The 24,564-nt window shown below is 70.1% G+C and carries 32 protein-coding genes and 1 pseudogene; 19 read left to right on the top strand and 14 right to left on the bottom strand.

The features are described from left to right. The first annotated feature begins 39 nt into the window (after positions 1-39). Positions 40-1,119, top strand: coding sequence for a transposase (locus HUX53_RS05405; protein ID WP_309237062.1), 1,080 nt, complete (start codon positions 40-42; stop codon positions 1,117-1,119). Positions 1,120-1,149: 30 nt separating this feature from the next. On the opposite strand, the gene HUX53_RS05400 is transcribed toward HUX53_RS05405, so the two are convergent. The 5 genes from HUX53_RS05400 to HUX53_RS05380 all read right to left on the bottom strand — a co-directional run bounded on the left by HUX53_RS05400 (position 1,150) and on the right by HUX53_RS05380 (position 3,506). Further along, positions 1,150-1,416: a DUF397 domain-containing protein gene (locus HUX53_RS05400; RefSeq protein WP_176402066.1), complete on the bottom strand. Its 267-nt coding sequence runs from the start codon at positions 1,414-1,416 to the stop codon at positions 1,150-1,152. 204 nt (positions 1,417-1,620) lie between these two features. Beyond that, positions 1,621-1,887, bottom strand: coding sequence for a DUF397 domain-containing protein (locus tag HUX53_RS05395; RefSeq protein ID WP_176402065.1), 267 nt, complete (start codon positions 1,885-1,887; stop codon positions 1,621-1,623). A gap of 184 nt (positions 1,888-2,071) precedes the next feature. Continuing rightward, complete coding sequence (locus HUX53_RS05390; protein ID WP_176402064.1) at positions 2,072-2,326, bottom strand: DUF397 domain-containing protein; 255 nt, start codon at positions 2,324-2,326, stop codon at positions 2,072-2,074. A gap of 188 nt (positions 2,327-2,514) precedes the next feature. Then, the gene (locus tag HUX53_RS05385) at positions 2,515-2,706 is read right to left on the bottom strand and encodes a DUF397 domain-containing protein (RefSeq protein ID WP_176402063.1); all 192 of its coding nucleotides are present in this window, start codon (positions 2,704-2,706) and stop codon (positions 2,515-2,517) included. Beyond that, positions 2,697-3,506, bottom strand: a complete 810-nt coding sequence (locus tag HUX53_RS05380; RefSeq protein WP_176402062.1) for a helix-turn-helix transcriptional regulator — start codon at positions 3,504-3,506, stop codon at positions 2,697-2,699. Before HUX53_RS05380 ends, HUX53_RS05385 begins: the two co-directional genes overlap by 10 nt. 141 nt (positions 3,507-3,647) lie before the next feature. Between HUX53_RS05380 and HUX53_RS05375 the strand changes: the two genes are divergently transcribed. Then, entirely contained in the window at positions 3,648-4,043 is a 396-nt protein-coding gene (locus HUX53_RS05375; protein ID WP_176402061.1) for an ATP-binding protein, read from the top strand. 145 nt (positions 4,044-4,188) lie between these two features. Here the strand turns inward: HUX53_RS05375 and HUX53_RS05370 are convergent, their stop codons facing one another. Further along, positions 4,189-4,716 carry a Uma2 family endonuclease gene (locus HUX53_RS05370; protein WP_176402060.1) on the bottom strand — a complete coding sequence of 176 codons (528 nt, stop codon included), beginning with the start codon at positions 4,714-4,716 and terminating at the stop codon, positions 4,189-4,191. 235 nt (positions 4,717-4,951) lie between these two features. Between HUX53_RS05370 and HUX53_RS05365 the strand changes: the two genes are divergently transcribed. The 4 genes and pseudogenes from HUX53_RS05365 to HUX53_RS05350 all read left to right on the top strand — a co-directional run bounded on the left by HUX53_RS05365 (position 4,952) and on the right by HUX53_RS05350 (position 7,587). After that, positions 4,952-6,304 carry a glycosyl hydrolase family 18 protein gene (locus HUX53_RS05365; protein WP_309237061.1) on the top strand — a complete coding sequence of 451 codons (1,353 nt, stop codon included), beginning with the start codon at positions 4,952-4,954 and terminating at the stop codon, positions 6,302-6,304. Positions 6,305-6,416: 112 nt separating this feature from the next. Next, positions 6,417-6,758 (top strand): annotated as a pseudogene (locus HUX53_RS05360) (MerR family transcriptional regulator); the annotation flags it as partial. A gap of 34 nt (positions 6,759-6,792) precedes the next feature. Continuing rightward, positions 6,793-7,107 (top strand): thioredoxin, encoded by a 315-nt coding sequence (trxA, locus tag HUX53_RS05355; protein ID WP_176402058.1) that lies wholly within the window; start codon positions 6,793-6,795, stop codon positions 7,105-7,107. Between the two features lie 90 nt (positions 7,108-7,197). Next, positions 7,198-7,587, top strand: coding sequence for a YccF domain-containing protein (locus HUX53_RS05350; protein WP_176402057.1), 390 nt, complete (start codon positions 7,198-7,200; stop codon positions 7,585-7,587). Between the two features lie 5 nt (positions 7,588-7,592). Here the strand turns inward: HUX53_RS05350 and HUX53_RS05345 are convergent, their stop codons facing one another. Next, on the bottom strand, positions 7,593-8,423 hold the full coding sequence (locus HUX53_RS05345; RefSeq protein WP_176402056.1) for a phosphoribosylaminoimidazolesuccinocarboxamide synthase: 831 nt from the start codon (positions 8,421-8,423) through the stop codon (positions 7,593-7,595). 105 nt (positions 8,424-8,528) lie between these two features. Between HUX53_RS05345 and HUX53_RS05340 the strand changes: the two genes are divergently transcribed. The 4 genes from HUX53_RS05340 (at position 8,529) to HUX53_RS05325 (ending at position 10,853) form a co-directional block, all read left to right on the top strand. Next, positions 8,529-9,353, top strand: a complete 825-nt coding sequence (locus HUX53_RS05340) for a polysaccharide deacetylase family protein (RefSeq protein WP_309237060.1) — start codon at positions 8,529-8,531, stop codon at positions 9,351-9,353. A 72-nt stretch (positions 9,354-9,425) separates the two neighbouring features. After that, the gene (locus HUX53_RS05335; RefSeq protein WP_176402054.1) at positions 9,426-9,785 is read left to right on the top strand and encodes a DUF3140 domain-containing protein; all 360 of its coding nucleotides are present in this window, start codon (positions 9,426-9,428) and stop codon (positions 9,783-9,785) included. Positions 9,786-9,796: 11 nt separating this feature from the next. Beyond that, positions 9,797-9,988 (top strand): hypothetical protein, encoded by a 192-nt coding sequence (locus HUX53_RS05330; protein WP_176402053.1) that lies wholly within the window; start codon positions 9,797-9,799, stop codon positions 9,986-9,988. Positions 9,989-10,076: 88 nt separating this feature from the next. Further along, positions 10,077-10,853 carry an MgtC/SapB family protein gene (locus HUX53_RS05325; protein ID WP_309237059.1) on the top strand — a complete coding sequence of 259 codons (777 nt, stop codon included), beginning with the start codon at positions 10,077-10,079 and terminating at the stop codon, positions 10,851-10,853. Between the two features lie 4 nt (positions 10,854-10,857). On the opposite strand, the gene HUX53_RS05320 is transcribed toward HUX53_RS05325, so the two are convergent. From HUX53_RS05320 to HUX53_RS05310, 3 genes are read right to left on the bottom strand one after another with little or no spacing between them, the layout of a single operon-like run. Beyond that, positions 10,858-11,040, bottom strand: coding sequence for a hypothetical protein (locus tag HUX53_RS05320; protein ID WP_176402052.1), 183 nt, complete (start codon positions 11,038-11,040; stop codon positions 10,858-10,860). A gap of 48 nt (positions 11,041-11,088) precedes the next feature. Beyond that, entirely contained in the window at positions 11,089-11,640 is a 552-nt protein-coding gene (locus tag HUX53_RS05315) for a hemerythrin domain-containing protein (RefSeq protein WP_176402051.1), read from the bottom strand. A 51-nt stretch (positions 11,641-11,691) separates the two neighbouring features. After that, a complete protein-coding gene (locus HUX53_RS05310; protein WP_176402050.1) occupies positions 11,692-12,576 on the bottom strand; it encodes an arylamine N-acetyltransferase in 885 nt (294 codons plus the stop codon). Between the two features lie 245 nt (positions 12,577-12,821). Here HUX53_RS05310 and HUX53_RS05305 point away from each other — a divergent pair, with 245 nt between their 5' ends. Then, positions 12,822-13,229, top strand: coding sequence for an ATP-binding protein (locus HUX53_RS05305; protein ID WP_176402049.1), 408 nt, complete (start codon positions 12,822-12,824; stop codon positions 13,227-13,229). Between the two features lie 23 nt (positions 13,230-13,252). On the opposite strand, the gene HUX53_RS05300 is transcribed toward HUX53_RS05305, so the two are convergent. Further along, complete coding sequence (locus HUX53_RS05300; RefSeq protein WP_176402048.1) at positions 13,253-13,405, bottom strand: hypothetical protein; 153 nt, start codon at positions 13,403-13,405, stop codon at positions 13,253-13,255. Between the two features lie 280 nt (positions 13,406-13,685). On the opposite strand from HUX53_RS05300, the gene HUX53_RS05295 reads away from it, so the two are divergent. The 5 genes from HUX53_RS05295 to HUX53_RS05275 are packed head-to-tail and all read left to right on the top strand — an operon-like array spanning position 13,686 to position 19,394. Beyond that, entirely contained in the window at positions 13,686-15,023 is a 1,338-nt protein-coding gene (locus HUX53_RS05295) for an LCP family protein (RefSeq protein WP_176402047.1), read from the top strand. Between the two features lie 54 nt (positions 15,024-15,077). Next, the gene (locus HUX53_RS05290; protein WP_176402046.1) at positions 15,078-16,028 is read left to right on the top strand and encodes a GlxA family transcriptional regulator; all 951 of its coding nucleotides are present in this window, start codon (positions 15,078-15,080) and stop codon (positions 16,026-16,028) included. Continuing rightward, a complete protein-coding gene (locus HUX53_RS05285) occupies positions 16,025-16,627 on the top strand; it encodes a DJ-1/PfpI family protein (protein WP_176402045.1) in 603 nt (200 codons plus the stop codon). Before HUX53_RS05290 ends, HUX53_RS05285 begins: the two co-directional genes overlap by 4 nt. Positions 16,628-16,686: 59 nt before the next feature. Next, entirely contained in the window at positions 16,687-17,802 is a 1,116-nt protein-coding gene (locus HUX53_RS05280) for a hypothetical protein (protein ID WP_176402044.1), read from the top strand. 5 nt (positions 17,803-17,807) lie between these two features. Further along, positions 17,808-19,394, top strand: a complete 1,587-nt coding sequence (locus HUX53_RS05275; protein WP_255204953.1) for a CocE/NonD family hydrolase — start codon at positions 17,808-17,810, stop codon at positions 19,392-19,394. On the opposite strand, the gene def is transcribed toward HUX53_RS05275, so the two are convergent. Then, positions 19,391-19,924 carry a peptide deformylase gene (gene def / locus HUX53_RS05270; protein ID WP_176402042.1) on the bottom strand — a complete coding sequence of 178 codons (534 nt, stop codon included), beginning with the start codon at positions 19,922-19,924 and terminating at the stop codon, positions 19,391-19,393. The two genes, HUX53_RS05275 and def, sit on opposite strands and share 4 nt — an antisense overlap. A 448-nt stretch (positions 19,925-20,372) precedes the next feature. Between def and HUX53_RS05265 the strand changes: the two genes are divergently transcribed. Beyond that, complete coding sequence (locus tag HUX53_RS05265) at positions 20,373-21,281, top strand: alpha/beta hydrolase (RefSeq protein WP_176402041.1); 909 nt, start codon at positions 20,373-20,375, stop codon at positions 21,279-21,281. 55 nt (positions 21,282-21,336) lie between these two features. Here HUX53_RS05265 and HUX53_RS05260 read toward each other — a convergent pair whose 3' ends face one another. Then, positions 21,337-22,566 carry a helix-turn-helix domain-containing protein gene (locus tag HUX53_RS05260; RefSeq protein WP_176402040.1) on the bottom strand — a complete coding sequence of 410 codons (1,230 nt, stop codon included), beginning with the start codon at positions 22,564-22,566 and terminating at the stop codon, positions 21,337-21,339. Positions 22,567-22,948: 382 nt separating this feature from the next. Between HUX53_RS05260 and HUX53_RS05255 the strand changes: the two genes are divergently transcribed. Both HUX53_RS05255 and HUX53_RS05250 read left to right on the top strand, forming a co-directional pair. Then, on the top strand, positions 22,949-23,197 hold the full coding sequence (locus HUX53_RS05255; RefSeq protein ID WP_176402039.1) for a hypothetical protein: 249 nt from the start codon (positions 22,949-22,951) through the stop codon (positions 23,195-23,197). A 7-nt stretch (positions 23,198-23,204) separates the two neighbouring features. Further along, entirely contained in the window at positions 23,205-23,993 is a 789-nt protein-coding gene (locus HUX53_RS05250) for a hypothetical protein (RefSeq protein ID WP_176402038.1), read from the top strand. A gap of 63 nt (positions 23,994-24,056) precedes the next feature. Here the strand turns inward: HUX53_RS05250 and HUX53_RS05245 are convergent, their stop codons facing one another. Beyond that, positions 24,057-24,239 (bottom strand): hypothetical protein, encoded by a 183-nt coding sequence (locus HUX53_RS05245; RefSeq protein WP_176402037.1) that lies wholly within the window; start codon positions 24,237-24,239, stop codon positions 24,057-24,059. Positions 24,240-24,564: the final 325 nt, after the last annotated feature.

Raw genomic sequence — 24,564 nt, 5'->3', positions numbered from 1 at the left:
CCGGTACGTGTGGAACCTGGCGGTGGAGCAGCATGCTTGGTGGACGCCGCGCCGCGGCCCCGCGCCGGGGCCCGCCAGCTCACCGAGGCCCGCGCCGAGTTCGCGTGGTTGGCGGCGGGTTCGCAGACGGTGCAGCAGCAGGCGCTCAAGGACTTCGCCCAGGCGATGGCGAACTTCTTCGCGGGCACGCACCGGCGCCCTACCTGGCGTAAGGCCGGGCGGCAAGAGGGGTTCCGGATCGTCGGGGTTCGCGGTCGGGCGTGGGATGCGCGGCGGTTGTCGCGCCGCATGGGTGAGGTGCGGGTGCCGAAGGTGGGGTGGGTGCGGTTCCGCTGGTCGCGCCCCGTCCCGCCGGGGGTGAAGTCGTTCCGGGTGACCCGCGACCGCGCCGGACGCTGGCACGTCGCGTTCGCGCACGTGCCCGTCCCCGTTCCCGCGCCCGGCAACGGTGCGGCGGTCGGGGTGGACCGGGGCGTGGTGGTGTCGGCCGCGTTGTCGACCGGCCAGACCTGCACTGTGCCGGGGCTGACGCGGGGTAAGGCCAAGCGGTTGGGCCGGTTGCTGCGGCGCATGGCCCGCGCGAAGCGGGGGTCCAACCGCCGTGCCCGTGTCAAGGCCGCCATCGCGCGGCTCAAGGCGCGTGAGGCCGACCGCCGCAGGGACTGGGTGGAGAAGACCTCGACGGACCTGGCGCGCCGGTTCGACGTCATCGCCGTCGAGGACTTGAACGTGCGGGCTATGACCCGGTCCGCGAAAGGCACCCTGGATGTCCCCGGCGCGGGCGTCCGGCAGAAGGCCGGGCTCAACCGGGCCATCCTGGCCGCCGGGTGGGGGCAACTCGTGACCCGGTTGGAGCATAAGGCGCCAGGGCGGGTCGTCAAGGTCGACCCGGCGTACACGTCGCAGACCTGTCATGCGTGCGGGCACCGCGCCCGGAGCAACCGCGAGAGCCAAGCGGTGTTCCGGTGCGTCGCCTGCGGGCACCGGGCCAACGCCGACGTCAACGCCGCACGCAACATCCGAGACACCGCCGTGGGACGCACGGTGGCCGCGCGGGGAGGCGGGGCGTCGGCCCGGCCGGTGAACCGCGAACCTCAACCCGCTCTCCTGCCTGCGTAGGGGAGCCGGTGGCGATCGGTGCCCGGGCCGTCAGGTGCTGGATGCTGAGATGTTCGCGATGGCTGCGCGGAAGGCGGCAGCCGTCAGCAGGAGGACGGGGCCATCCGGGTCCTTGCTGTCCCGCACCGCCACCACCGCACCGGCCATCCCGGCCAACTGGACGCAGTTGCCGCCGTTCTCGCCACTCCGTGTGCTCTTGCGCCAGTGGGCGGTGGTGAAGCTTGCCAACTCGACGCACTCACCGCCGTTGGGGCCGCTGTGGGTGCTGCGGCGCCAGTTGAGGTTTTCCAGGGGCATGGTGCCAGTGTCGGACGGCCGGTCGGGCTTGTCAGCGGGCGTGCCCGCTCGGCCGGGGTTGCCTCTGGGGTAGGTGGACGGACGTGGGTCTTACCCGTGGGGAGGGTGGAGCGCGGCGGGTCGTCGGGTCGGGGATGGAGGGGACGACTCGCCGCTCGCCGCTGCTCAGCGGTTCGGGGCCGCCGGGGGGTCGGTGCTGGACGGTCAGTGCCTGTCGGCGGCGGATTGGATGGCTGCGCGGAAGGCGGCAGCCGTCAGCAGGAGGACGGGGCCATCCGGGTCCTTGCTGTCCCGCACCGCCACCACCGCACCGGCCATCCCGGCCAACTGGACGCAGTTGCCGCCGTTCTCCAGGCTCCGTGTGCTCTTGCGCCAGTGGGCGGTGGCGGTGAAGCTTGCCAACTCGACGCACTCACCGCCGTTGGGGCCGCTGTGGGTGCTGCGGCGCCAGTTGAGGTTTTCCAAGGGCATGGCGCCAGTGTCGGACGGACGATCGGGCTTGTCATCGGGCGCGCCCGCCTTGCTGAGGTTCCCTCTGGGATAGGTGGACGGGCCGTAGGGAGGGCGGGGTGCGGCGGGTCGTCCGGGACGGGACGCCCCGACACTCGCCGCTGCTCAGCGGTTCGGGGTCGCCGGGGTGGTCGGTGCTGGACGGTCAGTGGGTGTCGGTGGCGGACTGGACGGCCGTCCGCAGGGCCGCGCGGGTCAGCAGGAGGACGGGCCCGTCCGGGTCCTTGCTGTCCCGCACCGCCACCAGCGCACCGGCCACGTCCGCCAACTCAACACAGTTACCGCCGCTGGAGGTGCTGCGGCTGCTCTTGTGCCAGGAGAGCCCTGCCAGTTCGACGCAGTTCCCGCCGTTGGGGCCGTTGTGGGTGCTGCGGCGCCAGTTGAGGTTTTCCAGGGGCATGGGGCCAGTGTCGGGCGCGCGGTCGGGCTTGTCATCGGGCGCGCCCGCCTCGCTGAGGTTCCCTCTGGGGTAGGTAGACGGACGTGGGTCTTACCCGTGGGGGCGCGGCGGGTCGTCCGGGTCGGGGGGACGGGACGACTCGCCGCTGCTCGGCGGGTTGGGTCGCCGGGGTGATTGGTGCTGGACGGTCAGTGGGTGTCGGTGGCGGACTGGACGGCCGTCCGCAGGGCCGCGCGGGTGAGGAGGAGGACGGGGCCGTCCGGGTCCTTGCTGTCCCGCACCGCCACCACCGCGCCGGCCACGTCCGCCAGTTCGACGCAGTTGCCGCCGTTGGAGCCGGTGTAGCTGCTCTTGCGCCACTTAGTGTTTCTCAGGTCCATCTTTCCTGGACCACCTTTCTGATCAGCTCGCGCGACATCTCTTCGGTGAGTGTCCGTGAACGGAGGGCGTTGAGAGTACGCGCCAGCGTGGACAGGTCTGTTGGGTCGTCGGTCGTGATGGCGTGGATCGCCGTCTCGATATACGCGACCTCGCTTCGATCGTCCATCGTGGCGATGGTGAACGCGCCCATGTTGCCGTCGTGCTCGCCGCTTTCCAACACTACTTGAACCGTGATGTTGGGCAACATGCTCAGGTCCAGCAGGTGCTGGAGTTGCTCCCTCATGGTCTCGGCCGTGCCGACCGGACGGCGAAGTGCCTGCTCGTCGACCAGCAGCACGAGTTCCGGTGGGGTGCGTCCGTCGTTTCTCGTGAGGATCTCTTGGCGAGCGAGCCGCGCTGCTACGGCTTCTTCGTTGCCCTGCAGGAGGGCGGACGCGTAGGCCGGAGTCTGGGCGAGGCCCGCGATCAGCATCGGCTCCCACGATATGAGCATCGCCGCGTCCGCTTCGATCTTGGGCCAGTCGAACCAGATCGGGACCGGATGACCGTTCCTGTTCAGGTCCTCCCAGAGTTTGATCAGGGCTCCGTCCGAACCGAGGATGCGGTCGACCTGCTCCACGAATGAGCGCGTGGCCCGCCGAGTGCCGTTCTCGATGCGGCTCACCTGGGCCTTGCTGATGTTCGTGTGGTCGGCGATGGATTGCTGGGTGATGCCCTTCGCCTCTCGCATCCGGCGCATCTGTCCACCGAACGCGATCAGGGCGGGGGACTCCTTGGGGCGTTGGCGTCGTGGGGGCATGATCGCGAAGTTTCCCTTCCTTGGTACCTCGCCGAGAAGACACGCCTGTCACCAGTCGTCACCAGACAAGCCTGGTAACAGCATCGTACTGCGAAACCTTGCAACATGTGTGGTGTTCGCCACACAGAGTGAGGAGCGGTCATGGGCCAGGGTGCGGCGGAGAACGAGATGGTGGTGAAGCAGGACCTCAAGGTCGTCGCGGAGGTTCGGGAGTTCGTGCGGCTGGTCACCGGCCGGTACGGGATGGACGACTTCGTCCCGTGCCTGGTGGCCAGCGAGTTGGTCACCAACGCGCTGCGCTACGCGTCCGAGAAGGACGGGGACGTGACGCTGCGGCTGGACCGCACGGAGGACGACGCCCTGTGGATGGAGGTCCAGGACGCCACCTGCGACCTGCCGCACGTCCAGGAGACCGACATGGTCAGCGAGGTCGGCCGGGGCCTGTTCATCGTCGGCCAGTTCTCCCGCCGCTGGGGCGTCCGCCCCCTCGCCGGCCAGGCCGGCAAGGTCGTCTTCGCGATCATCGACCGCACATAAAGACCAGCGGAGCGTGGAACCTGCCGCTAGGGTGAACGTTGATCAAGCTAAGGCAGGGGAGCCGCCCGTGAGGGCCGCTCCCCATCGCCTTTCCTGGGTGGCGTTGCGCGACGTGAGGGCGTGGGTTGCGGGTGCGGCCGGCGTGTCAGAAGCCGCCCGTGGGGAGGACGCCTTCGAACGGGGCCGGGATGGTCAGGTCGTCGCCGAGGACGGCCGACGCGCTGTGCGTGTAGTCGTCGCCGCGGGGCTCGGAGAAGATCGTGGCCTTGCCGTCCAGCCGGTCGATCAGCAGGTACAGCGGGATGTCGGCGGCGGCGTACCCCCGGCGTTTCGGGCCGCGGTCACGTTCGGCGGCCTTGCGCTCCCCCCGCCGACCGGAGGTCACCTCCAGGACCATGACCACCCCATCGGGCTTGCTGTGCCAGTCGCGTCCGGCGAACGCGCCCTTGGGGGCGGCGATGCCGTCGGGGACGTATTCGCCCTCAGGGCTGATCAGCGTCAGGTTGCGGTGCAGCCGCAGGCCGTGGACGTCCCGGACCCAGTCGTCGACGGCCACGACGATCGTCTCGTGCTGCCCGTCGGGAGGCGGCGACACGATGATCTCTCCACCTACCAGCTCGGCGCGGAATCCGGGCATCACATCGAGCGCAGCGAACGCCTCGCGCATCGCCATGATGGAGGTCTCCTCGTGAAGGCGGCGATGGTGACGCCGTCCTTCGCAAGCTAGCAGTCCGCCCGTGGCGGAGGGGCCGTGCCTTGGTCTTCCCGAGATGGGACGGGGCGGTTAGGCTGCTCGTGGCGTCCATGCCGGTTGTTTGCGCCTTGCGCCTGGGAGGGTCTCGCGTTCGCGGGGCTTGTTCGGCTCTTGCGCCGGCTCCTCTGTCCCCGTTCTGGAGGAGTCGTCCCCCGTGAGAATCACGTACAAGCGATGGTCACCGGCCATCGCGGCGCTGGCGTCGGCCTTTGCGGCGCTGGTGCTGTCGCTGGGCGCGCTGGTGGTGCTGTCCGCGCCGTCGTCCGCTCAGCCCACCGTCCTGGCCGCCTGCACGTATCCGGCCTGGGCCGAGGGCAACAGTTACAAGGTGGGTGACAAGGTCGCCTACAGCGGCAAGGGCTACGAGGCGCTCGTCGCGCACACCGCGTGGCCCGGCGCCAACTGGAACCCTGCGTCCACTCCGACACTGTGGCGCGAGCTCGGTGCGTGTGATGGGTCCACGCCCCCGACTACGCCGCCGACCACGCCGCCCACCACGCCGCCTACGACGCCGCCGACCACGCCTCCCACCACGCAGCCGCCCGGGGACGACACCTGTGCGGTGAAGTCGAAGCCCGCCGGCAAGGTGCTGCAGGGCTACTGGGAGAACTGGGACGGCGCGTCCAACGGCGTCCACCCGCCGTTCGGCTGGACGCCGATCGACAACCCCGTGATCAAGCAGCACGGCTACAACGTGATCAACGCGGCGTTCCCCGTCATCCGGTCAGACGGCACCGTCCTGTGGGAGGACGGCATGGACTCGACGGTCAAGGTCGCCACCCCCGCCGAGATGTGCGCGGCGAAGGCCGCGGGCGCCACCATCCTGATGTCGATCGGTGGTGCGACGGCGGGCATCGACCTCAGTTCAAGCAGCGTCGCCGACCGGTTCGTCCAGACGGTTGTGCCGATCCTGAAGAAGTACAACTTCGACGGCATCGACATCGACATCGAGACCGGGCTGACCGGCAGTGGCAACATCAACCAGCTGTCGACGTCGCAGGCCAACCTGATCCGCATCATCGACGGTGTGCTCGGGCAGATGCCGTCCAACTTCGGGCTCACGATGGCGCCGGAGACCGCGTACGTGACCGGCGGCAGCGTCACCTACGGCTCCATCTGGGGCGCGTACCTGCCGATCGTCAAGAAGTACGCGGACAACGGCCGGCTGTGGTGGCTCAACATGCAGTACTACAACGGCAGCATGTACGGGTGCTCCGGTGACTCCTACTCCGCCGGGACGGTCGAGGGCTTCGTGAAGCAGACCGAATGCCTCAACAACGGGCTCGTCATCCAGGGCACGACGATTCGGGTGCCTTACGACAAGCAGGTGCCGGGGCTGCCCGCGCAGCCGGGCGCAGGCGGCGGCTACATGTCGACCGGTCTCGTCGGCCAGGCATGGAATCACTTCAACGGGCAGTTGAAGGGTCTGATGACCTGGTCCATCAACTGGGACGGCTCGAAGGGCTGGACGTTCGGTAACAACGTCCGCGGCCTGCAGGGCCGGTGACGGCCTGGGGACGGGCCCGGCACCGCGCCGCCGGGCCCGTCCCCGGAAACCGGGCTTGACCTTGACGCCGGTGTCAGGGGATAGCGTCGCGAACGGCCACAAGGGAGGACGGATGCGGATCGGGGAACTCGCTGAACGCGCGGGCGTCAGCACCCGCACGCTGCGCTACTACGAGCAGCAGGGGCTGCTGCCGGCGCGGCGCGCGTCCAACGGCTACCGGCAGTACGAGGAGTCCGATCTCCGGCTCGTCTCGGAGATCCGCTCGCTGCTCGCCGCCGGGTTCACGCTGGACGACACCCGCCCGTTCGTCGACTGCCTGCGCGCGGGCCACGCCGACGGCGCGTCCTGCCCCGAATCGGTGGCGGTCTACCGGCGCAAGCTCGCGGAGATCGACACCGAGATCCGCACCCTGATCCGCCTGCGCGCGGACGTGGCTGACCAGTTGGCGCGGGCCTGCCCGGGCTGCGCCCTCTCCATGGAGGCGACGAATGCTAACCCTGACCAGCGAGAACTTCGACGAGCAGGTGCTCGGCGGCGGCAAGCCGGTACTGGTCGAATTCTGGGCGGACTGGTGCCCGCCGTGCAAGATGATCGCGCCGATCCTTGAGCAGATCGAGGCCGAGCACGGCGACCGGCTGACCGTCGCGAAGATCAACGGCGACGACCACCCCGACATCGTGGCCCGGTACGGCGTCATGGGCTTCCCGACCCTCAACCTCTACCGCGACGGCGAGGTCGTCCAGCAGATCATCGGCGCCAAGCCCAAGCGCGCCCTGCTCGCCGCCCTGAACGGCCACCTCTGACCCCGGTGTGCGGAGTTGATCGATCGGGGCGCGCGGGGCGGGCGGCGGCGCATAGGCTGATCATGGCCCTAATGCCGTCGGGAGGTTGCCGTGCGCACGCTGTTGAACGTCATCTGGCTGGTCCTGGCGGGGTTCTGGATGGCGCTGAGCTATGTCGTCGCCGGGATCATCTGCTGCATCCTCATCATCACGATCCCGTTCGGCATCGCCGCGTTCCGCATCGCGGGCTTCGCCCTCTGGCCGTTCGGCAGGACGACCGTCCCGAAGCGCAACGCGGGCGTCGGCTCCCTCATCGGCAACATCATCTGGATCATCGTCGCCGGCTGGTGGCTGGCCCTCGGCCACCTGGTCACCGGCGCCCTGCTCTGCATCACGATCATCGGCATCCCGTTCGGCATCGCCAACTTCAAGCTGATCCCGATCTCCCTGACCCCCCTCGGCACCGAGATCGTCCCCTCCCGCGACACCTCCACCTTCTGACCGGGTCAGGACGTCCAGGGGGTGCCGGTTAGGCGTTCGTATACCTCTGTGTAGCGGGCTCGGGTGGCGTCTACCACTTCCTGGGGGATCGCCGGGCCGGGTGGGGTGCGGTCCCAGTCGAGGGTGCTGCTCCAGTCGCGGACGTACTGCTTGTCCAGGGAGTGCTGGGGGCGGCCCGGCTGCCAGTCGTTGGCGGGCCAGAAGCGGGACGAGTCGGGCGTCAGGACCTCGTCGCCCAACACCAGGGTGCCGTCGGCGGCGCGGCCGAACTCCAGTTTGGTGTCGGCGATGATGATGCCGCGCTCAGCGGCCAGGGCGGCGCCGCGCTTGTAGATGTCCAGCGTGACGTCCTTGAGGCGGGCGGCGGTGTCGTCGCCGATCTCGTCCACGACGTCGGTGTAGGTGATGAACTCGTCGTGGCCCTCGGTGGCCTTGGTGGTGGGGGTGAAGATCGGCTCGGGGAGGCGCGAGGCGTCGACCAGGCCGTCCGGGAGCGTGATGCCGGAGACGGTGCCGTTCTTCTCGTACTCCTTGAGGCCGAGGCCGGTGAGGTAGCCGCGGGCGATCCACTCGACGGGGAGCATGGTGAGGCGGCGGCAGCGGATGGCGCGGCCCGCCCATTCGGCGGGGACGACCTCGGAGACGACGTGGTTCGGGATGATGTCGGCGAGCTGCTCGAACCACCACAGGGAGAGCTGCGTGAGGATCTTGCCCTTGTCGGGGATCCGCGTCGGCAGCACGACGTCGTAGACGCTCACCCGGTCGGACGCCACCAGGATCAGCTCGTCGCCGTCCGCGTAGACGTCCCGCACCTTCCCCGAGTGGATCAGCTCCATGACGCTCCTCAGCTCGATTGCCGGATAGGAGTCTGGCACAGCGGCGCCCGGCCGCCTCACGAGGGCCGATAGGTTTTGATCAGTCGGGTGGGGGAGGCCTTCGGGGTGCGGGCTTTTCGTGTGGTGGTCGGGGCCGGTCTGCTGGTCGCGGTGCTGGGAGCGTGCGAGCCGTCCGAGGCGGGCAAGGTCGCGCGGACGGTGAAACCGAGTGCGACGCCTGTGGTGCGGGACGAGGCCGCCGTGTGGGGCGAGTGGGGGCTCAAGCCGTTGCCGCCGGCACCGGAACCGCCAGTGGACAAGCCTCTCAAGCTTGGACGAAAGGGGCCCGTGAAGGTCTTCGACCGGGTTCCGACAGAGGAGCGGGTCGTCTTCATCACGATCGACGACGGGCAGGAGAAGGACCCCAGGTTCGTCCAGATGCTGACGGACCTGAAGGTGCCCGTCACCATGTTCCTCACCGACAACGTTATCCAGGACGACTACGCGTACTTCAAGCCCCTGCAGGCCTTGGGGAACCACGTCCAGAACCACACGCTGACCCATCCTGTCCTGCCGATCCTTGGGTTGGACGGCCAGAAGCGAGAGATCTGCGGAAACCAGAAGGTTCTGACCAAGCAGTACGGGACGGAACCCACGCTGCTCAGGCCGCCCTACGGACGGTGGAACTGGGCCACGCAGCAGGCGGCCCGCGAGTGCGGCATCGACGGGATCGTCATGTGGCGTGCCTCCATGCAGATCCACGACATGCAGTACGACGACGTCAACAAGAAGCTGCATCCGGGCGACATCCTGCTGGCGCACTTCAGGGGCCCGGAGCAGCTCAAGGGCGAGTCGATGACCGAGATGTTCGCCCACATGCTCAAGCGCATCCGCAAGCAGGGCTTCGCCGTCGCGCGCCTGGAGGACTACGTCGGTCGGGATGTCCCGTGATGTGACGCGATGGGGGAATGGGGCGGCGGTCACCGGGTAGGGCGGGCATGACCGGCCGACAGGGAGTGACCGATGAACGAACGCATATCGGCTGAGGTGGAGCTGGCCTGGGAGGACTTCCACCGGCTCGTGAACATGACCTCCGACGAGCTGCGGACCTGGCTGCTCACGGACGCGTCCGGCGAGGTGGCGTTCCCCCAGCCGGGGCCCGGACCCGGGGTCGACGCGCTCGGCGCCCGCGTCGTGGACGTCCTGCGCAAGCGGAAGGTCGACCTGACCAGCGACGACGCCGAGGTCATGGTGGAGGTCGTGGACTTCGTGGAGGACCACCTGGAGCACCGCCCGCCGAACGCGGAGCGGGACGAGGAGTGGCGGCACGCGCTGATGAGCGTGGGGCACGACCCGCTGCGTCCCGAGCCGTCCAGCGCATAGGAGGCGAGATCATGCCGAACCCGCAGCAGCCCGAGATGAGGCGGTCGGAGCGGACCTCGGTGACCGAGGAGCCGGCGCCGGAGGCCACCGACCCGAAGATGACGCGGAAGAAGGGCCACGCGAAGCACACCGACAAGGGGAACAAGGGCGGCGGTGAGGGCGGCGGTACCCCGCCGGACCAGCGGTCGCCGTACCCCTCGTAAGCGGATGCGGGCGGGCCGTCCCGGGGCAGACCGGGACGGCCCGCCCGTGCGTGGCTTGTGGGACGCGGCGGGAGGGTAGAGACAAAAGGTGATCGAGCTGTCGCCGGGCCAGGGGCTCGTCGAGATCGGTGAGCTGCTGCTGGCGATGGTGCTGTCGGCCGCCATCGGCCTGGAGCGGGGGCTGCGCAACAAGAGCGCGGGGCTGCGCACGCACACCCTCGTCGGCGTCGGCGCGGCCCTGTTCATGCTGGTCAGCAAGTACGGGTTCGAGAACGTCCCGGGGAACGTGTCGCTCGACCCGTCCCGGGTGGCGGCGCAGATCGTGTCCGGCATCGGGTTCATCGGCGGCGGGCTGATCTTCGTCCGGCGGGACGCGGTGCGCGGGCTGACGACCGCGGCGGTCGTGTGGGTGACGGCGGCGGTCGGCATGGCGGCGGGCGGCGGGCTGTGGGTGCTGGCGATCGCGGTGACGGCCATGCACTTCCTCGTCGTCTACGGGCTGAGCGCGCTGACGCGGCGGCTGCCGATGCACCGGTTCCGCCCGGCGGGCCTCGCCCGGATGCGGCTCGTGTACCGGGACGGGCGGGGCGCGCTGCGCCGGGTCCTGATGGAGTGCACGCAGCGCGGGTTCGTGATCCTGGACGTCAGCGTCGACCGCGACTACCTGCCGGACGACTCCGACCGGGGCCGGGACGAGCGCCGCGACCGGCGGGAGCCGCCCGAGCGGCGGCGCGCCGGCAACGCCGTCGTGTCGCTGGTGCTGGAGGGGACGGGCTCGATCCCGGACCTCATCGCGCACCTGAGCGAACTGGAGGACGTCGTCGGCGTCACGGTCGGCTCCGACCGCGACGACGACAGCGCGTGAGCCGCTACGGGACCCGGGTCTGCGGGCTGTAGCCGTCGTCCTCGCCGCCCGGGGTCTCGGCCTCGGCGATCGGCGGGTCGGTGGGGCCGGGGGTGCGCTCCTCCGCGAAGTCCGGCTCCTCGTCCTGCGGCGCGTCCGCCTCGGCGCGCCGGTCGGCGAGCGGCTTGTCCTCGTCGCGCTTGCTCATCGCTTCCTCCTCGCGCGCCCCCCGCAGCCGGGGGGCGCCCCGTGCTCGTCAGCTGCGGATCTTGCCGATGGCGTCGCGGACGCGGTCGGCGACGGCGGCGATCGGGCCGACCGCGAGGTTCTTGGCGGGCGACTCGGTCCCCTGGTGCGGGTGCGTCGGCGCGGCCGCCTCGGCGACGCGCACGGCCTTGGCCATGCCGCGCATCTGCTCGCGCGTGGCGTCCTCCCGGATGCGCGGGAACTCCTCCTTCTCCTCGTGCGTGGCGTGCGCCTCGACGTCCTTGTGGAACTGGGAGAACTTCTCCATGAAGGCGGGGGAGTCGGTGTCCATCTTCTCCAGCTCGGACAGGACGCCCTTGGCCTCGTTCTCCTCCTCCAGCCGGTCGTCCACCACGTGGGTGTCGTCGCCGATGGCGCGGCGCGCGAACGGGTGGACGACCTCCTCCTCCGCGGTCTCGTGCACGGCGAGGAGTTCCCGCAGCTGGTCGAAGGCGTCCTTGCGGGTCTTGCCGCTGCTGTTCTCCACCGTCGACGCCAGCCGGCGGATCTCATCGTGCTGTGCGAGCAGCAGGTCGACGACGTTCTCGGCCGTCTCGGCCATGATCATCCTCCTCGTAAGGGTCGAAGGGAGGCGATACCCGGCCGGCGGAGTTCAACCCTCCCCGGCGCCGCGGACGAACTCGATGAGGCCGTGCGCCTCGTCCTCGTCCAGGACGATCTCGAAGTGCGTGGCCAGCACGTCCGGCAGCTCCTCCGGCTTGAGGTCACGCGTCTCGGACGGGCCGTGCGGACGGCTGACGGTCAGCGTCGTCCCGTCGAGGACGTGGAGAGTGTCGGGCGTGAACTTCTGCGTGAACGGACGGGCCGTGAACGGTGACCGCGGATTGGTCGAGACGTAGTAGTTCAGCACGTCGAAGTCGATGCGGAGCATCTCGTTCATCGCGAACACGTGCCGCTGTACCCAGCCGTCGCCGCCGCGCTGGTGCAGTTCCCAGCCGGCCGTGTGGGGGCTCCACGTCCTGATGGTGCGGCCCCGCTGGAGCCGGAAAGCCCAGCCGCCGTCCTGGACGACCTCCTCGCCGTCCGCGAACGGCAGCGGCTCCAGCGGCCCGGCGCCGAACCCCACGTCGGACAGCCAGCCCGGCTCATCGCGCGACTGGCCGGGCGGACGGACGTGCAGCAGCGTGTGCGTCGTCGGCCGGAGGTGCGTCGAGCCCAGCGTGACCCGCCCGGCCAGCGCCGTGACCTCGTACCCGAGCTTCTCCAGCACCGCCGCGAACAGCCGGTTGTGCTCGAAGCAGTAGCCGCCGCGCGGCCGTCCGACCAGCTTCGCCTGGACGGCGTCCAGTGACAGCTCGATCGGCCGCCCGAGCATGATCTCCAGGTTCTCGAACGGGATGGCCGCGACATGCGCCCGGTGCAGCGCCCGCAGCGTCGCCTCGGTCGGCGCCAGATCGCCGTCGTACCCGGTCCGCTTCAGGTAGGCGGGCAGATCAAGCAGCTCGCTCTGCCACCCGTACCCCAGGTCCTCGCTCATGACTCCCTTTCGCCCGATCAAGGGATAACACCGGATTCGCCGTAGATCTTCCCGGTTCGCTTCGGCTGAGCGGAAGCGGGCGGCGTGAACGGAAGGCGGGGGCCTAACCGTACAGCGGGGGTGACGGGCGACTTTCCGGACGTGGAGGGGGCCGTCGGGTGGGTGCCGAGGACGCGTTGCGAACTGCCGAGGCCGGCGGGCCGGGCCCTGGGGCCGGTCCCGCCGGGTGTGGGGGAGGCGGTGCTGTGGGGGACGCGCGGAGCCACGTGGTGCTCGGCGAGATCACATTGCCGGGGGTCCGGCGGTCGGTCGGGGTCGCGCGGAACTTCGTTCGTGACCTGGCCGATCTTCCCTCGGTGGACGACCTGGTCACGGCGGTCAGCGAGATGGTCGCGAACGCGGTCACGCACACGGCGTCGGGGTTGCGGGACGGACGGGTGACCGTCGTCCTCTCGGCGGGCGACGGAGTGCTCCGGCTGGAGGTCGCCGACGACGGCGCGGCGGGCGGGCGGCCGCACGTCAAGGCCGAGGTCGGGGCGGAGACCGGGCGCGGGATGCGGATCGTGGAAGCGCTCTCGGCGCGGTGGGGGTTCCGGGCGGACGGGCCGCGGACGGTGGTGTGGGCCGAGTTCCCGGCCCCGCCGGCCGAGTAGCGGGCGGGGCCGGGGGACGCCGGTCAGCGGCCCCGCTGGAGCTGCCGGACGGGCATCTGCCGGGCGTTGCGGCGGTTGTTCGCGAAATTGGCCGACCGGGGATCGGACTTCTTCCGCTTGCCCTTCTTCTTGGCGTTGGAGAAGGGCGTGGATTCGGGGTTGTCAATGGCACGCATGAAGGCAACACCTCCGGGCAGGCTTGAATTCGGCCGCGAAAGGACCGATGAAAAAGAGAAAGGGGCGCACGGCAACAGTGCAGGTCACACAGTGAAGGAGTGCGCTTGTGAAGTGATCGGGAGCGGGCCCGCGACGGCGCCGGAGGCGGCTCAACCGGAGAAGAATCAAAGCTTCATGCGTAAGAGTTAGCCATAGATCGCCCGGCGGTGTCAACCATTAATTTCGGCCGGTCCGTGAACCCGGGCGGCGGCGAGTGGAGATACATCGCCGGGAGGCTCCATGAAGCTGCTGGCTTGGGTGGCCGTCGCGGCGGCGGCGGTGCTGGTGACGGGCAGCCTGTCCGCGTACGGGTACTACTGGAAGCTGCAGAACGCGGTCCAGCACGAGGACGTGGACAAGCTGCTCGGCGGGAACCGGCCGAAGAAGCTGAACGGCGCGCGGAACATCATCGTGATCGGCTCCGACACCCGGGAGGGCGCCAACGCCCAGTACGGGAAGGGGTTGCGGAACAAGCCGCCCGCGTCCGACACGATGGTGCTGCTGCATCTGTCGCCGGGTGGTGGGCAGGCGCTGGCCGTCAGCTTCCCGCGCGACCTGATGGTGCCCATACCGACGTGCACGCGCAAGGACGGGACGAAGGTGCCCGGCAACAGCATCGCCATGCTGAACCAGGCGATCGCCCATGCGGGACCCACGTGCACGATGAAGACCATCGAGCAGCTCACGAAAATCCATATCGACCACTTCGTGCAGGTGGACCTCGTGGGCTTCAAGCGGATCGCCACCGCGGTCGGTGGCGTCCCCGTGTGCGTTAAGGGCGACGTCCACGACAAGGACTCCGGCCTCAACCTCACCAAGGGCAACCACAGGTTGAAGGGCGAGCAGGCTCTGGCGTACGTCCGCAGCCGTAAGGGGTTCGGCGACAAGAGCGATACCGCACGCATCAAGCGTCAGCAGCACTTCTTCGGTGCGCTGGCCAAGGAAGCGATGAGCAAGGGTGTTCTCACCGATCCCGGACGTCTGAACGAGCTGCTCAACGCGACTGCCGAGTCGCTGACGACGGACAAGGCGCTGACCGTCGCGGAGATGCTGAAAATAGCGCAGGGCATGCGCGACCTGAGCGCAGGCAAGCTCCGCTTCGTCACCGTGCCGTCGGGCGCCTATGCGCCGAACCCGAACCGCGTGGCCCTGACCCATCCGGCGTCCGACAGGTTCTTCGACGCGATCCGCAAGGACGTGGTGGTGCCCGCGCAGGAGAAGGCGGTGGGCGTGCCGCCGGGGAAGGTGCGGGTGTACAACGCGTCCGGGGTGGAGGGACGTGCCGCGCAGGTCGCGGCGCAGCTCCGGGACGGCGGCTGGCAGGTCACCGGCGTCGGCAACCTCGCCTCCCGGACGCGGCACACCTACGTCCGCTACGGGACGGGCGCCGAGGTGCAGGCGCAGGCGCTCGCCAAGCTGCTGCCCGGCGCAAAGGTCGCGCCGCGTGCGAAGGCGCCCGCCGGGGTGGTCGAGCTGGTCATCGGGCCTGATTTCACGCGGATGCGGACGTCCGGCGGCATTCCCGTCCAGCGCGGGGAGAGCCGGGCGAGTGACACGGTGTGCGAGAAGGTGGCGTGATCTGTGGGGTGTGTGTCATTGACGCCATGACCGGCGCGGGCACAGCCTGAAGGCATGCGCGTCGCGTTCGTGATCTATGACGGGTTCCAGGCACTGGACCTGACCGGCCCGCACGAGGTCTTCCAGCACACCGGCCGGTACGAATGCCTGCTCGTCGGGCCGGAGGCGGGTCCGGTGCGGTCGTCCAGCGGGCTGCCGGTGCATGCGGGATCCGGCATTCGCGACGTCCCCGCGCAGAGCGTCGACACGCTCGTCGTGGCCGGCGGCACCGGGATCGACCGGGCGCGGGAGGACGCGGCGCTGGTCAGCTGGGTCGCGGAGGTCGCGAAGACCGCGCGGCGGGTCGCGTCCGTGTGCAGCGGGGCGCTGCTGCTCGCCGAGACCGGGGCCCTGGACGGGCGCCGCGTCACCACGCACTGGGGCCGCGAGCGACAGCTCAGGACCGAGTATCCGCGGCTCGACGTCGACTGCGACCCGATCTTCATCAGGGACGGGCACATCTGGACGTCCGCCGGCGTCACGGCCGGCATGGACCTGGCGTTGGCCCTCGTGGAGGACGACCACGGCCGGGACGTGGCGCACGCGGTCGCGCGTGAGCTGGTGATGTTCCTGCGGCGGCCGGGCAGCCAGTCGCAGTTCAGCGTCCCGCTGTGGTCGGGGCAGCCCGCGACCGACCCGATCCGCGTGGCGGTGGAGTCCGTGCAGGCTGATCCGGGCGCGCGGCACAGCATCGCCGACCTGGCCGGACGGTCCGGGCTCAGCGCGCGGCACCTGCAGCGGAGGTTCACCGCCGAGATCGGCGTGCCGCCCGCCGCGTATGTCGAGCGTGTCCGGATCGAGGCGGCGCGGCGGGTGCTGGCGGAGGGCGACGAGCCCGTGGAGACGCTGGCCCGGCGCCTGGGATTCGGCACCGGCGAGACGTTGCGCAGGGCTTTCCACCGGCATGTCGGTGTTGCGCCGTCCGACTACAGGGATCGATTCAGAGGAACGAAGGAGTTCGCATGACCACGTACGGGCTGCTGGTGTTCGAGGACGCGGAGGAACTCGACTTCGTGGGCCCTTGGGAGGTGTTCACGGCATCGGCGATGCTGCGAAATCAGGACGACAGAGCATTCCTGGTCGCCGAACAGTCGGGACCGGTGCGCTGCGCCAAGGGGCTGAAGGTCGTGCCAGACCACACCTTGGACGACCACCCGAAGCTGGACGTCCTCCTAGTCCCCGGTGGACGAGGCGCAAGAGAAACCCAGCCGCACAACCCGTCCGTCACGGGCTGGATAGCGAAGACGGCCGAACAGGTCGATTGGGTGACGAGCGTGTGCACCGGCTCGATCCTGCTGCACGCCGCAGGCCCCGCCAAGGGACGAAGGGTCGCCACCCACTGGTCATCGGAGGACGCCCTAGAAGCACGCGGTGACGTGACCGTCGTACGCGACGTGCGCTACGTCGTGGACGGCAACCTCATCACCAGCCAGGGCGTCTCCGCAGGCATCGACATGGCGCTCTGGCTGGTCGGACGCCTCCACGGCCGCGACCACGCACGGGCGGTCCGCCGCTACATCCAGTACGAGCCGGCGCCCCCGTACATGGCCGACGAACCCGCGTGATCGGAACGAACATTCCTCCATACCAGTGATGATCTTCGCTTATCGGCATAATCACGCAAATGGCGCTATCGCTTCCGGTGCGGTTCCGCAGCGACGGCGGGCGGGTCGCGGTGGAGACCGACCCCCTGCACGCTCCGCTGCGCGACTTTCTCATCAACGACCTGGGCGAGGACGTCTCCGCGATCGCGCGGGCCCAGGGACGGCTGGGCGGCGGTCCGTCCGGCCCCTGGCAGGAGCTCTACCGCTACCACCGCCTCGACTTCGACGGCACGACCGTCCACGTGCGGGACGTCGGCGGATGGGCGTCCTGCGACCTCGACCCGGACGTCCTGCGGCAGTGCCTGGACGAGTACCTCCAGGAGATCGGCGCGCTGCGGAGCCGCCGCAGCCTTGAGCGCGTGCTGGGCAAGCCGCGCAACGGCGAGCCGATGGCGAGTTCCCTCGCCCTCGGCTCGGTCTCCCACCGGACGCAGGGCTGGGGCCTGATCCAGTCACCGCGCGCCATGCTGGAGGACATGGCCGGCCTCACCCCGCACCCGGACGACTGCCTTCCGCACGGCGTTCTGCAGACCGGCTCAGGCGCGTGCTGGGCCGACCTCGCCGTGCTGGACGAGACCGGTACGCGCCTACGCGGCGGCACCAAGACGTTCATGCCGCGTGGGATCGACCCAGAGCGTCTTATGGCGGAGCTGGGCAACACCATGACTCAAGCCCGTTTCATCAGCGCCGTCCCAGGAGCGTGGATGGGCGTCGTCGCCGGTGTCCGTTTGCACGGCTACATCGACCCGGACTCCGTCCTACGGCTCCCGTGCCTGCCGATCGAGATCGAAGGGGTCGTCCGGCACGTTCGGGTGCTCTTCCCCGAACTGGCCGATTCCGGGGTCGATCTGGAGGCGGCCGCGTCGACGGCGGTGACGTTCGCCAAGGCCGTGAACGGGCCGCGCCACGTGCTGACGGCGTTTCTGCTCCATGATGTGCAGAGCCACCGCCACCATCTGGAGGTCGTCCGGACGGCGCGTCCCGGCTGGGAGCACACGGGGAACGCCTGCCACCTGCGGGTGGACGTCCAGACCGTCCGGCTGGAGCATCTGTGGCTGCCCGGCCACACCTGCGAGATGCCGACGGGCGAGTTCGCCGGTGTTCTCTACGAGTACGAGCGCCTCGTAGCCTCATAACCGTGATGGGACGACTTGTAGACCGCCTCTTCGGCCTCCCAGAGGCGCCCCCGCTGGACGTCCAGATCAGGCGAGACCTGCCCGTACCCATGCCGGACGGGATCGTCCTTATCGCCGACCTGTACCGTCCGCGCGGGGCTGGGCCGATGCCCGCCGTGCTGATGCGGACCCCTTACGGCAAGCGGCAACCGGTGATGCGGCTGTACGCCGGCGTCCTCGCAAGGCGCGGCTTCCAGGTCGTCGTTCAGAACGTGCGCGGCGTGCTCGGCTCCGGCGGCGAGTTCCATGCCTTCCACAACGAGAAGGACGACGGCCTCGCGACACTCAAATGGCTTCGCGACCAGCCATGGTGTGACGGCAGGGTCGCCATGGTGGGCGCGAGCTACCTCGGCTTCACCGAATGGGCCCTCGCGCCCTACGCGGACCCTCCCCTAGAGGCGATGGGCCTCGGCATCACCGCGTCCGAATTCGTGAGTTCCTTCTATCCGGGTGGTGCGCTCGCCCTTCACAACACGCTCGTCTGGTCTTCGCTGATGGGCACGCAGGGGGAGAAGAGAAGACCGCTCCACAACAGACGCGTCCGACAGGCGATGCGGCATCTCCCAGTAGGGGAAGCGGACACGGCGGCCATCGGACGTCCCGAATCGTTCCTCCGTGACGTCACCGCCCATGCCGAACCGGGCGACGGCTTCTGGACGGCGACCGACCACAGTGCCGCCGTCCCCGACACGACCGCGCCGACCACGATGGTGACGGGCTGGTGGGACCTCTTCCTGCGCGGCCAGCTACGCGACTTCACCGCCCTGCACGAGGCCGGGCGCCAGGTGCGCATCACCATCGGCCCATGGGGACACGACACGAAAGCCCTCCGCGCGATGGTCTCCGACCAGGTGTCCTGGCTGAACGCCCACTTGAACGGCGACAAGGCCCAACTCCGCCAAGCTCCGGTGAGGCTCCATCTGCAGAAGGCCGACCGCTGGCTCGATTTCGACCAGTGGCCGCCGCCCGAGACCAAACCCACGCCGCTCTACCTAGGCCGAAGCCTCCGCTTGGACGAGCCCCCTAACGCGGAGCCCGCCACGTTCACCTACGACCCTCTCGACCCCACACCGACCGTTGGAGGCCCGCTCCTCTCACCCGGCAAAGGCCGTCAGCGTGACAACACACCGATCGAACGCCGTGACGACGTGGTTGTCCTGACCGGTTCACCCTTGGACGGCGACTTCGACCTGATCGGCCCGGTTTCGGCGACGATCCATGTCCGGACGAGCACCGGCCAGGGCGACCTGTTCATCCGCCTCTGCGACGTCGACCGCGACGGTGTCTCCCGCAACGTCACCGACGGCATGCTGCGCATCAGGGCCGACGGGGTGGTCAAGGCCGAGATCGAGATGCATCCGACCGCGTACCGCTTCCTGCGCGGCCACCGGCTGCGCGTCATGCTGGCGGGCGGCGCGTTCCCCAGGTTCGCCCGCAACCACGGCACCGGCGAGCCCGCCGGGCAAGCCGTCGCGTCGCGCCGCACCCGCTTCGAGATCCTGCGCGATAAGGACCACCCGTCGGTCGTCCATCTCCCGGTGTGGGACGGCTAGCTCGCCTGACTCTCCGCACGCAGAGCCTCGTACTCCTTGAGCACCTTCTTGCGGGCTCTGGCCGAAAGCCGGTCGATGTAGAGCCTGCCCTCAAGGTGGTCTGTCTCGTGCTGGAGGCAGCGGGCGAGCAACCCCGTCCCCTCTACCGTGACCTCGGTTCCGGTGACGTCGAAGCCGTGCACGACGGCACGGTCGGGACGTGCCAGGCGCGCATGAGGCCCCGGCACGGAAAGGCAGCCTTCTTCGTCGTCGTCCAACCGCCGGTCGTCCAACGCCGGCAGTTCCAGGACGGGGTTGACGACGACGCCCTTGCGCCGCTCCCCGTCCGCGTCGGGGCAGTCGTAGACGAAGACGCGCAGGTCAACGCCGATCTGGTTCGCGGCGAGGCCGACGCCCTCCGCCTCGTACATGCTGGCGAACATGTCGTCGGCCAGCTCCCGCAACGCCTCGCCGAAGTCATCGACAGGCCGGCACGCCTGGTGCAGGACGGGCGTCCCCACCAGCGTGATCGGCCGCACGCGTCCCGCCATCGTCCGTGCCTCCCAAACCGTCCGGTATCCCTCGCACGACCGTGCACGGACCATTCTGCCCGCGATGCGCGATGAACGCGGAGCGTGTTCCGTTCGTCGCACACAGTCGCCCGCTCGTCGCATGCGCCGGCCGAAGCCTCGATCCGGCCGCGGGTCCCTCGCTACGTTCTTCACATCCGCCGGACGGCCGGTGCGAGCCGCTTCGGGGGGAGCGGCCGGTCCTGTGAGCGCACCCGGGACCCGGCCCGGCGGAACGGGGGGAGAGGGGTCACTTCGGGGGGAGTGACCCCTCCGTCCGTTTGTCGGTCGACGAACCGTTTGTAAGTTGACTATAAGACCGCGGGCGAGAACGCGTCGCCGGCGCAGCAGTAATTGCGGGACGGGCGTCCCACAATTCTCGCATCGCGAATCCCCCCGTTCGCGATTTGGCTAGTGAAGGGTACGCCCGATGAACAGGCATCTGACGAATGCGTTCAGAGTGCTTCCCGCGGCCGCCGTGCTGGCCGCGGGCGCCGCCCTGGCTCCCGCGGCCGCCGCCGCTCCCGCCCGTCCGACCGGTGCCGTCCAGCTCGCCGCGAACCCCTACGAGCGCGGCCCCGCGCCGACCGAGGCGAGCATCACGGCGGAGAAGGGCCCGTTCGCCATCGAGAAGATCGACGTCCCGGCCGGCAGCGGATCCGGCTTCAATAAGGGCACGATCTACGCGCCGACCGACCTCAGCCAGGGCACCTTCGGCGCGATCGCCGTCTCGCCCGGCTTCGTCTCCCCGCAGGCCCTGATCGACTGGTACGGGCCGCGCCTCGCCTCCCAGGGCTTCGTCGTCATGACGCTGGAGACCAACAGCCTGTTCGACGTCCCCGCCGCGCGCGGCGACCAGCTCCTCGCCGCGCTCGACTACCTGACCGGCAAGAGCAGCGTGAAGAACCGCATCGACACGTCCCGCCTCGCCGTCATGGGCCACTCCATGGGCGGCGGCGGGACGCTGGAGGCGGAGAAGAAGCGGACGTCGCTGCAGGCCGCCGTGCCGCTCGCGCCGTGGGACCTCAACTACGACTTCAAGGACGTCCGGACCCCGACCATGGTCATGGGCGCGGACAACGACTTCATCGCGCCCGCCGACTCGATGGCGCACTCGTACTACACGGGCCTCACCGGCGTGCCCGAAAAGGCGTACCTGGAACTGAAGAACGCCGGGCACATGACCTTCAACTCACCCAATACGACCATCGCGAAATACGCGATCGCGTGGATGAAGCGGTTCGTCGACAATGACGTCCGCTACGACAAGTTCCTCTGCCCGGAGCCCACGCCGGACAACAACATCGCCGCCTACGAGGGCACCTGCCCCACGGGCTGACGACCGCCGGTCCAGACGGCGACGATGGCTGACGCCCCAGCCATCGTCGCCGTCCTCACGCGTCCTCCGCAGGGGACAGCCGCCGGTCGCCCGGATCGAGGCGGACCAGATAGTGCAGGAGCAGCAGCAGCTCGATGCGCCGGTCCGGGTCGAGCATCATCCCGCCGAGCGTCTCCTCCAGCCGCCGGATCCGGTACCGGACGGTCTGCTCGTGCACCAGCAGCCGCTCCGCCGCCGCCACCGCGTTGTCGCGGCACTCCATGTAGGTCAGCAGCGTCCGCGACAGCGCGTCCCGCCGGTGCGGCGGCAGCTTCATCAGCGCCGCGAGCCGGCCGCCGAGCGCCACGTCGATCAGCTCCTCGCTCTGCGCCGCGATCAGGCTCGGCAGATGGTCCAGGCAGCGCAGCGGCTCCTTGCCCGGCAGGACGCCCCGCTCGACGAGCGCGAGCCCCCGCCGCGCCCAGCGCAGCGACAGCCCTGCCCGGACGAGCGGGACGGCCGGGCCGATCGCCGCAGACCGCGTGCCCTTGAGGAGGGCGAGCATCCGGTCCCGCCCGGGGCCGTCCGGGTCCGGGCAGATCAGGTACGGCTCGGCCGCGTCCCAGTCGGCGAGGAACACCGGCGGCAGCACCGGGACCGCCTGGTCCGGCTCCGGCCGGACGGCGACGGCCGCCAGCGTCCGCGGCACGGGCCAGCCCGCCGACCGCGCCAGCTCCCCGATCGCCTCCGCGCTCGCCGGCGGCTCCATCACCAGCAGGTCGCGGAGCCGCCGCCGGAACCGCTCGCGCTCGCCCGCGATCTCGCCCTGCGCCCGCGCGTAGCCGTGCCCGGCCGCGCCCGCGATGCGCTCCAGGAACACGAACAGCGACTCGGTGAAGCTGCCGAGCGTGTCCAGCGACCAGCCGAGCCTGCGCGCGTCCTTGATGAACCGGCGGCACGCGACCTGCCCGCTCACCCGGATCGCCGTCTGCAGCCCGTCCAGGCTCCGGCCCTGGCGCGCCTCGTACGCGCCGATGCCCTCGAAGATGCCGGTGACCTTCTTCCAGTCCATGTCGGGGCGGCCGATCGCGTCCACGAACTGCCGGACGGTCTCCTCGACGGCCCACCGCATCCGCCGGCCGTAGCGGCTCTCCGGCGGGCGCGCGTACTCCGGGACGAGGCCCTGGATCTCCGCCACCATCTCCACCGCCACCGCCTCCAGGTGCGGCAGCATCGGGTCGGCGACGTCCGCCGGAACCCCGGACAGCGGGAAGTCCGCGGCGGCGGACGATCTGCTCCGGCTCATGGTCCACAGGGTCGGACGCGGCGACCGTCCGGCGATAGGCGGGCACGGAAAGTTTCGGCGGCCGGTGATTGTCACCGCACTGACAGTCGCGCGGCGTGTCGCCCGGCCGTCCGGCACGGCTCCCCGGCGGCCTCGCCGGCCGCCCGCTCCAGGAAAAGAGATCTTCCCGCACCGGACGTCCGGGCACCGAACCAGAATTTTTCGCAAAGGAATTCCCTGGCGCGCCAAAACGGCACGGGATTACCTCCCAACAGGCCGGAGATCAGCGGAACCGACCGGACGTTCCCGACCTAACGGCAATGGTCCGCCATCCTTCCCCCGCCGCGAAAACTTGACCCGGCGGAAGTCGACTTACGGGGCCGCCTGCGCAAAGGTCGTCCGCATGTATTCACGAATTCGAGCCGCCGGGACGGCCGGGCCCGCCGGCTGGCTGCTGGCCTTTCTCGGCGCCCGCGAGCAGGCGCTGCGCACCCACACCGGCCTCGCCGCCGGCCCCGCGGAATGGCTGCTGGTGTTCCTGGAGGTCGAGCGCGCCGAACTGGCCGCCCGGCAGCGTCCGGCCACCCTGCTCGCCCGCCGCGACCGCCGCGAGGAGTCCCCGTTCGGCCGGCTGACCGCCCGCAGCGCGTAAGGAAGTCATGACCATCGAGATGCTTCTCGCCGCCCTGATCGGCGGCGCGATCGGCCTCGCCGAGCTCGTCGCGCGCTACCGCGACAAGCCCGTCTCCGCCCTCCTGTCGCCGGGCGGCCTGCTGTTCGTCCTCGTCAACGCCAGCGCGTCCATCGTCGCGCTGATCGCGGTCATCGCGGCCGGCTGGACGTTCGGGCTGCCCGCCGGCACGCCCCCGGCGAGCCTCATGGTGATCCGGGTGATCGCCGCCGGGCTCGGCTCCGCGGCCGTCCTGCGGATGTCGTTCGCCCCCGCCCAGAGCAGGGCCGCCGGCACCGGCCCCGTCACCCTCCTGAACGGCATCCTCCGGATCGCCGACGGCGAGCTGGAGCGCAAGCGCGCCCTCAGCAGGCTGTCGCACAACGACCTGTCCGGGCTGTCGTTCGACCGCGACCACGCCGCCCTCGCCGAACTGTGCTGCCACCTCATGCGCGAGTTCGACCTCGCCGAGGCGCAGCGGCTCGGCGGGCTCGCCGCCGAGCTCAGCCACCGCGACGACCTCACCGACGCCGACAAGCTGGACTGCTGGGGCCTGGAGCTGACCCGCCTCGTCGGCGAGCGCGCCCTCCGCCAGGCGGCGCGGCGGCTGCGGGACCGGCCCCGGGAGGAGCCCCGCCCCGCCGTGCCCGAGGAGCGCGCCCCGGCGCCCGACACCGACCACCTCGTGGAGCCCGCGCCGACCCGCCCCACCAAGACGTCCCGGCTCGCCGCGAGCAGCAACGGACGGACGGAACGCAAATCGTTCAGCGACGTCTGACACTTCATGAAATACCGGTGCGTCCCCCTTCCGGGCGCACCGGTATTTTCGCGGAAACGGCCCCTATATCGGCCGGACGGTGTCGTTGTCGTCCCGCTCTTCCAATGTCGCCGCAATGCGGTGCAGCGCCTCCGCAAGCGAAACGAGCGCCTGCACCTGGGCGGCCGCCATGAGATTTCCCGGCGAGGGATCGGCGGCCTGCGCCTCCGCGGCCGCGTCGCACGCCTGCTGGCTCCACCAATGCACGCGGCGATCCTATTCGACCCGGCGAATGCGGCCGCCGCCGCCGCGCCGCCGCATGACCGACACCGGAAATGAAAGGGCTGGACACGTGAACTCAGGACCGCGCACGGCGCCCGCCGGCCGCCGCCCCCCGCGCTGGACCGGCAAACCGGTGCGACGGCTGACCACCGCCGAACTCGCCGAGGCCCTCGAATACCTGGAACGCCACCGCCCCGACGACGACGTCCTGGGCCGCGCCCTGGCCGCCGAGTTCGCCCGCCGAACCGCCGCCGCCGAGTTCGCCCAGCGAACCGCCACCGCCCACCGAACCGCCACCACCCGCCCGGAG

It is taken from the genome of Actinomadura sp. BRA 177 (assembly GCF_013372625.1).
Taxonomy (GTDB): Bacteria; Actinomycetota; Actinomycetes; order Streptosporangiales; family Streptosporangiaceae; genus Spirillospora.
Note: the sequence above shows the minus strand (reverse complement) of the source record. Positions and strands in the feature narration are given on the sequence as shown.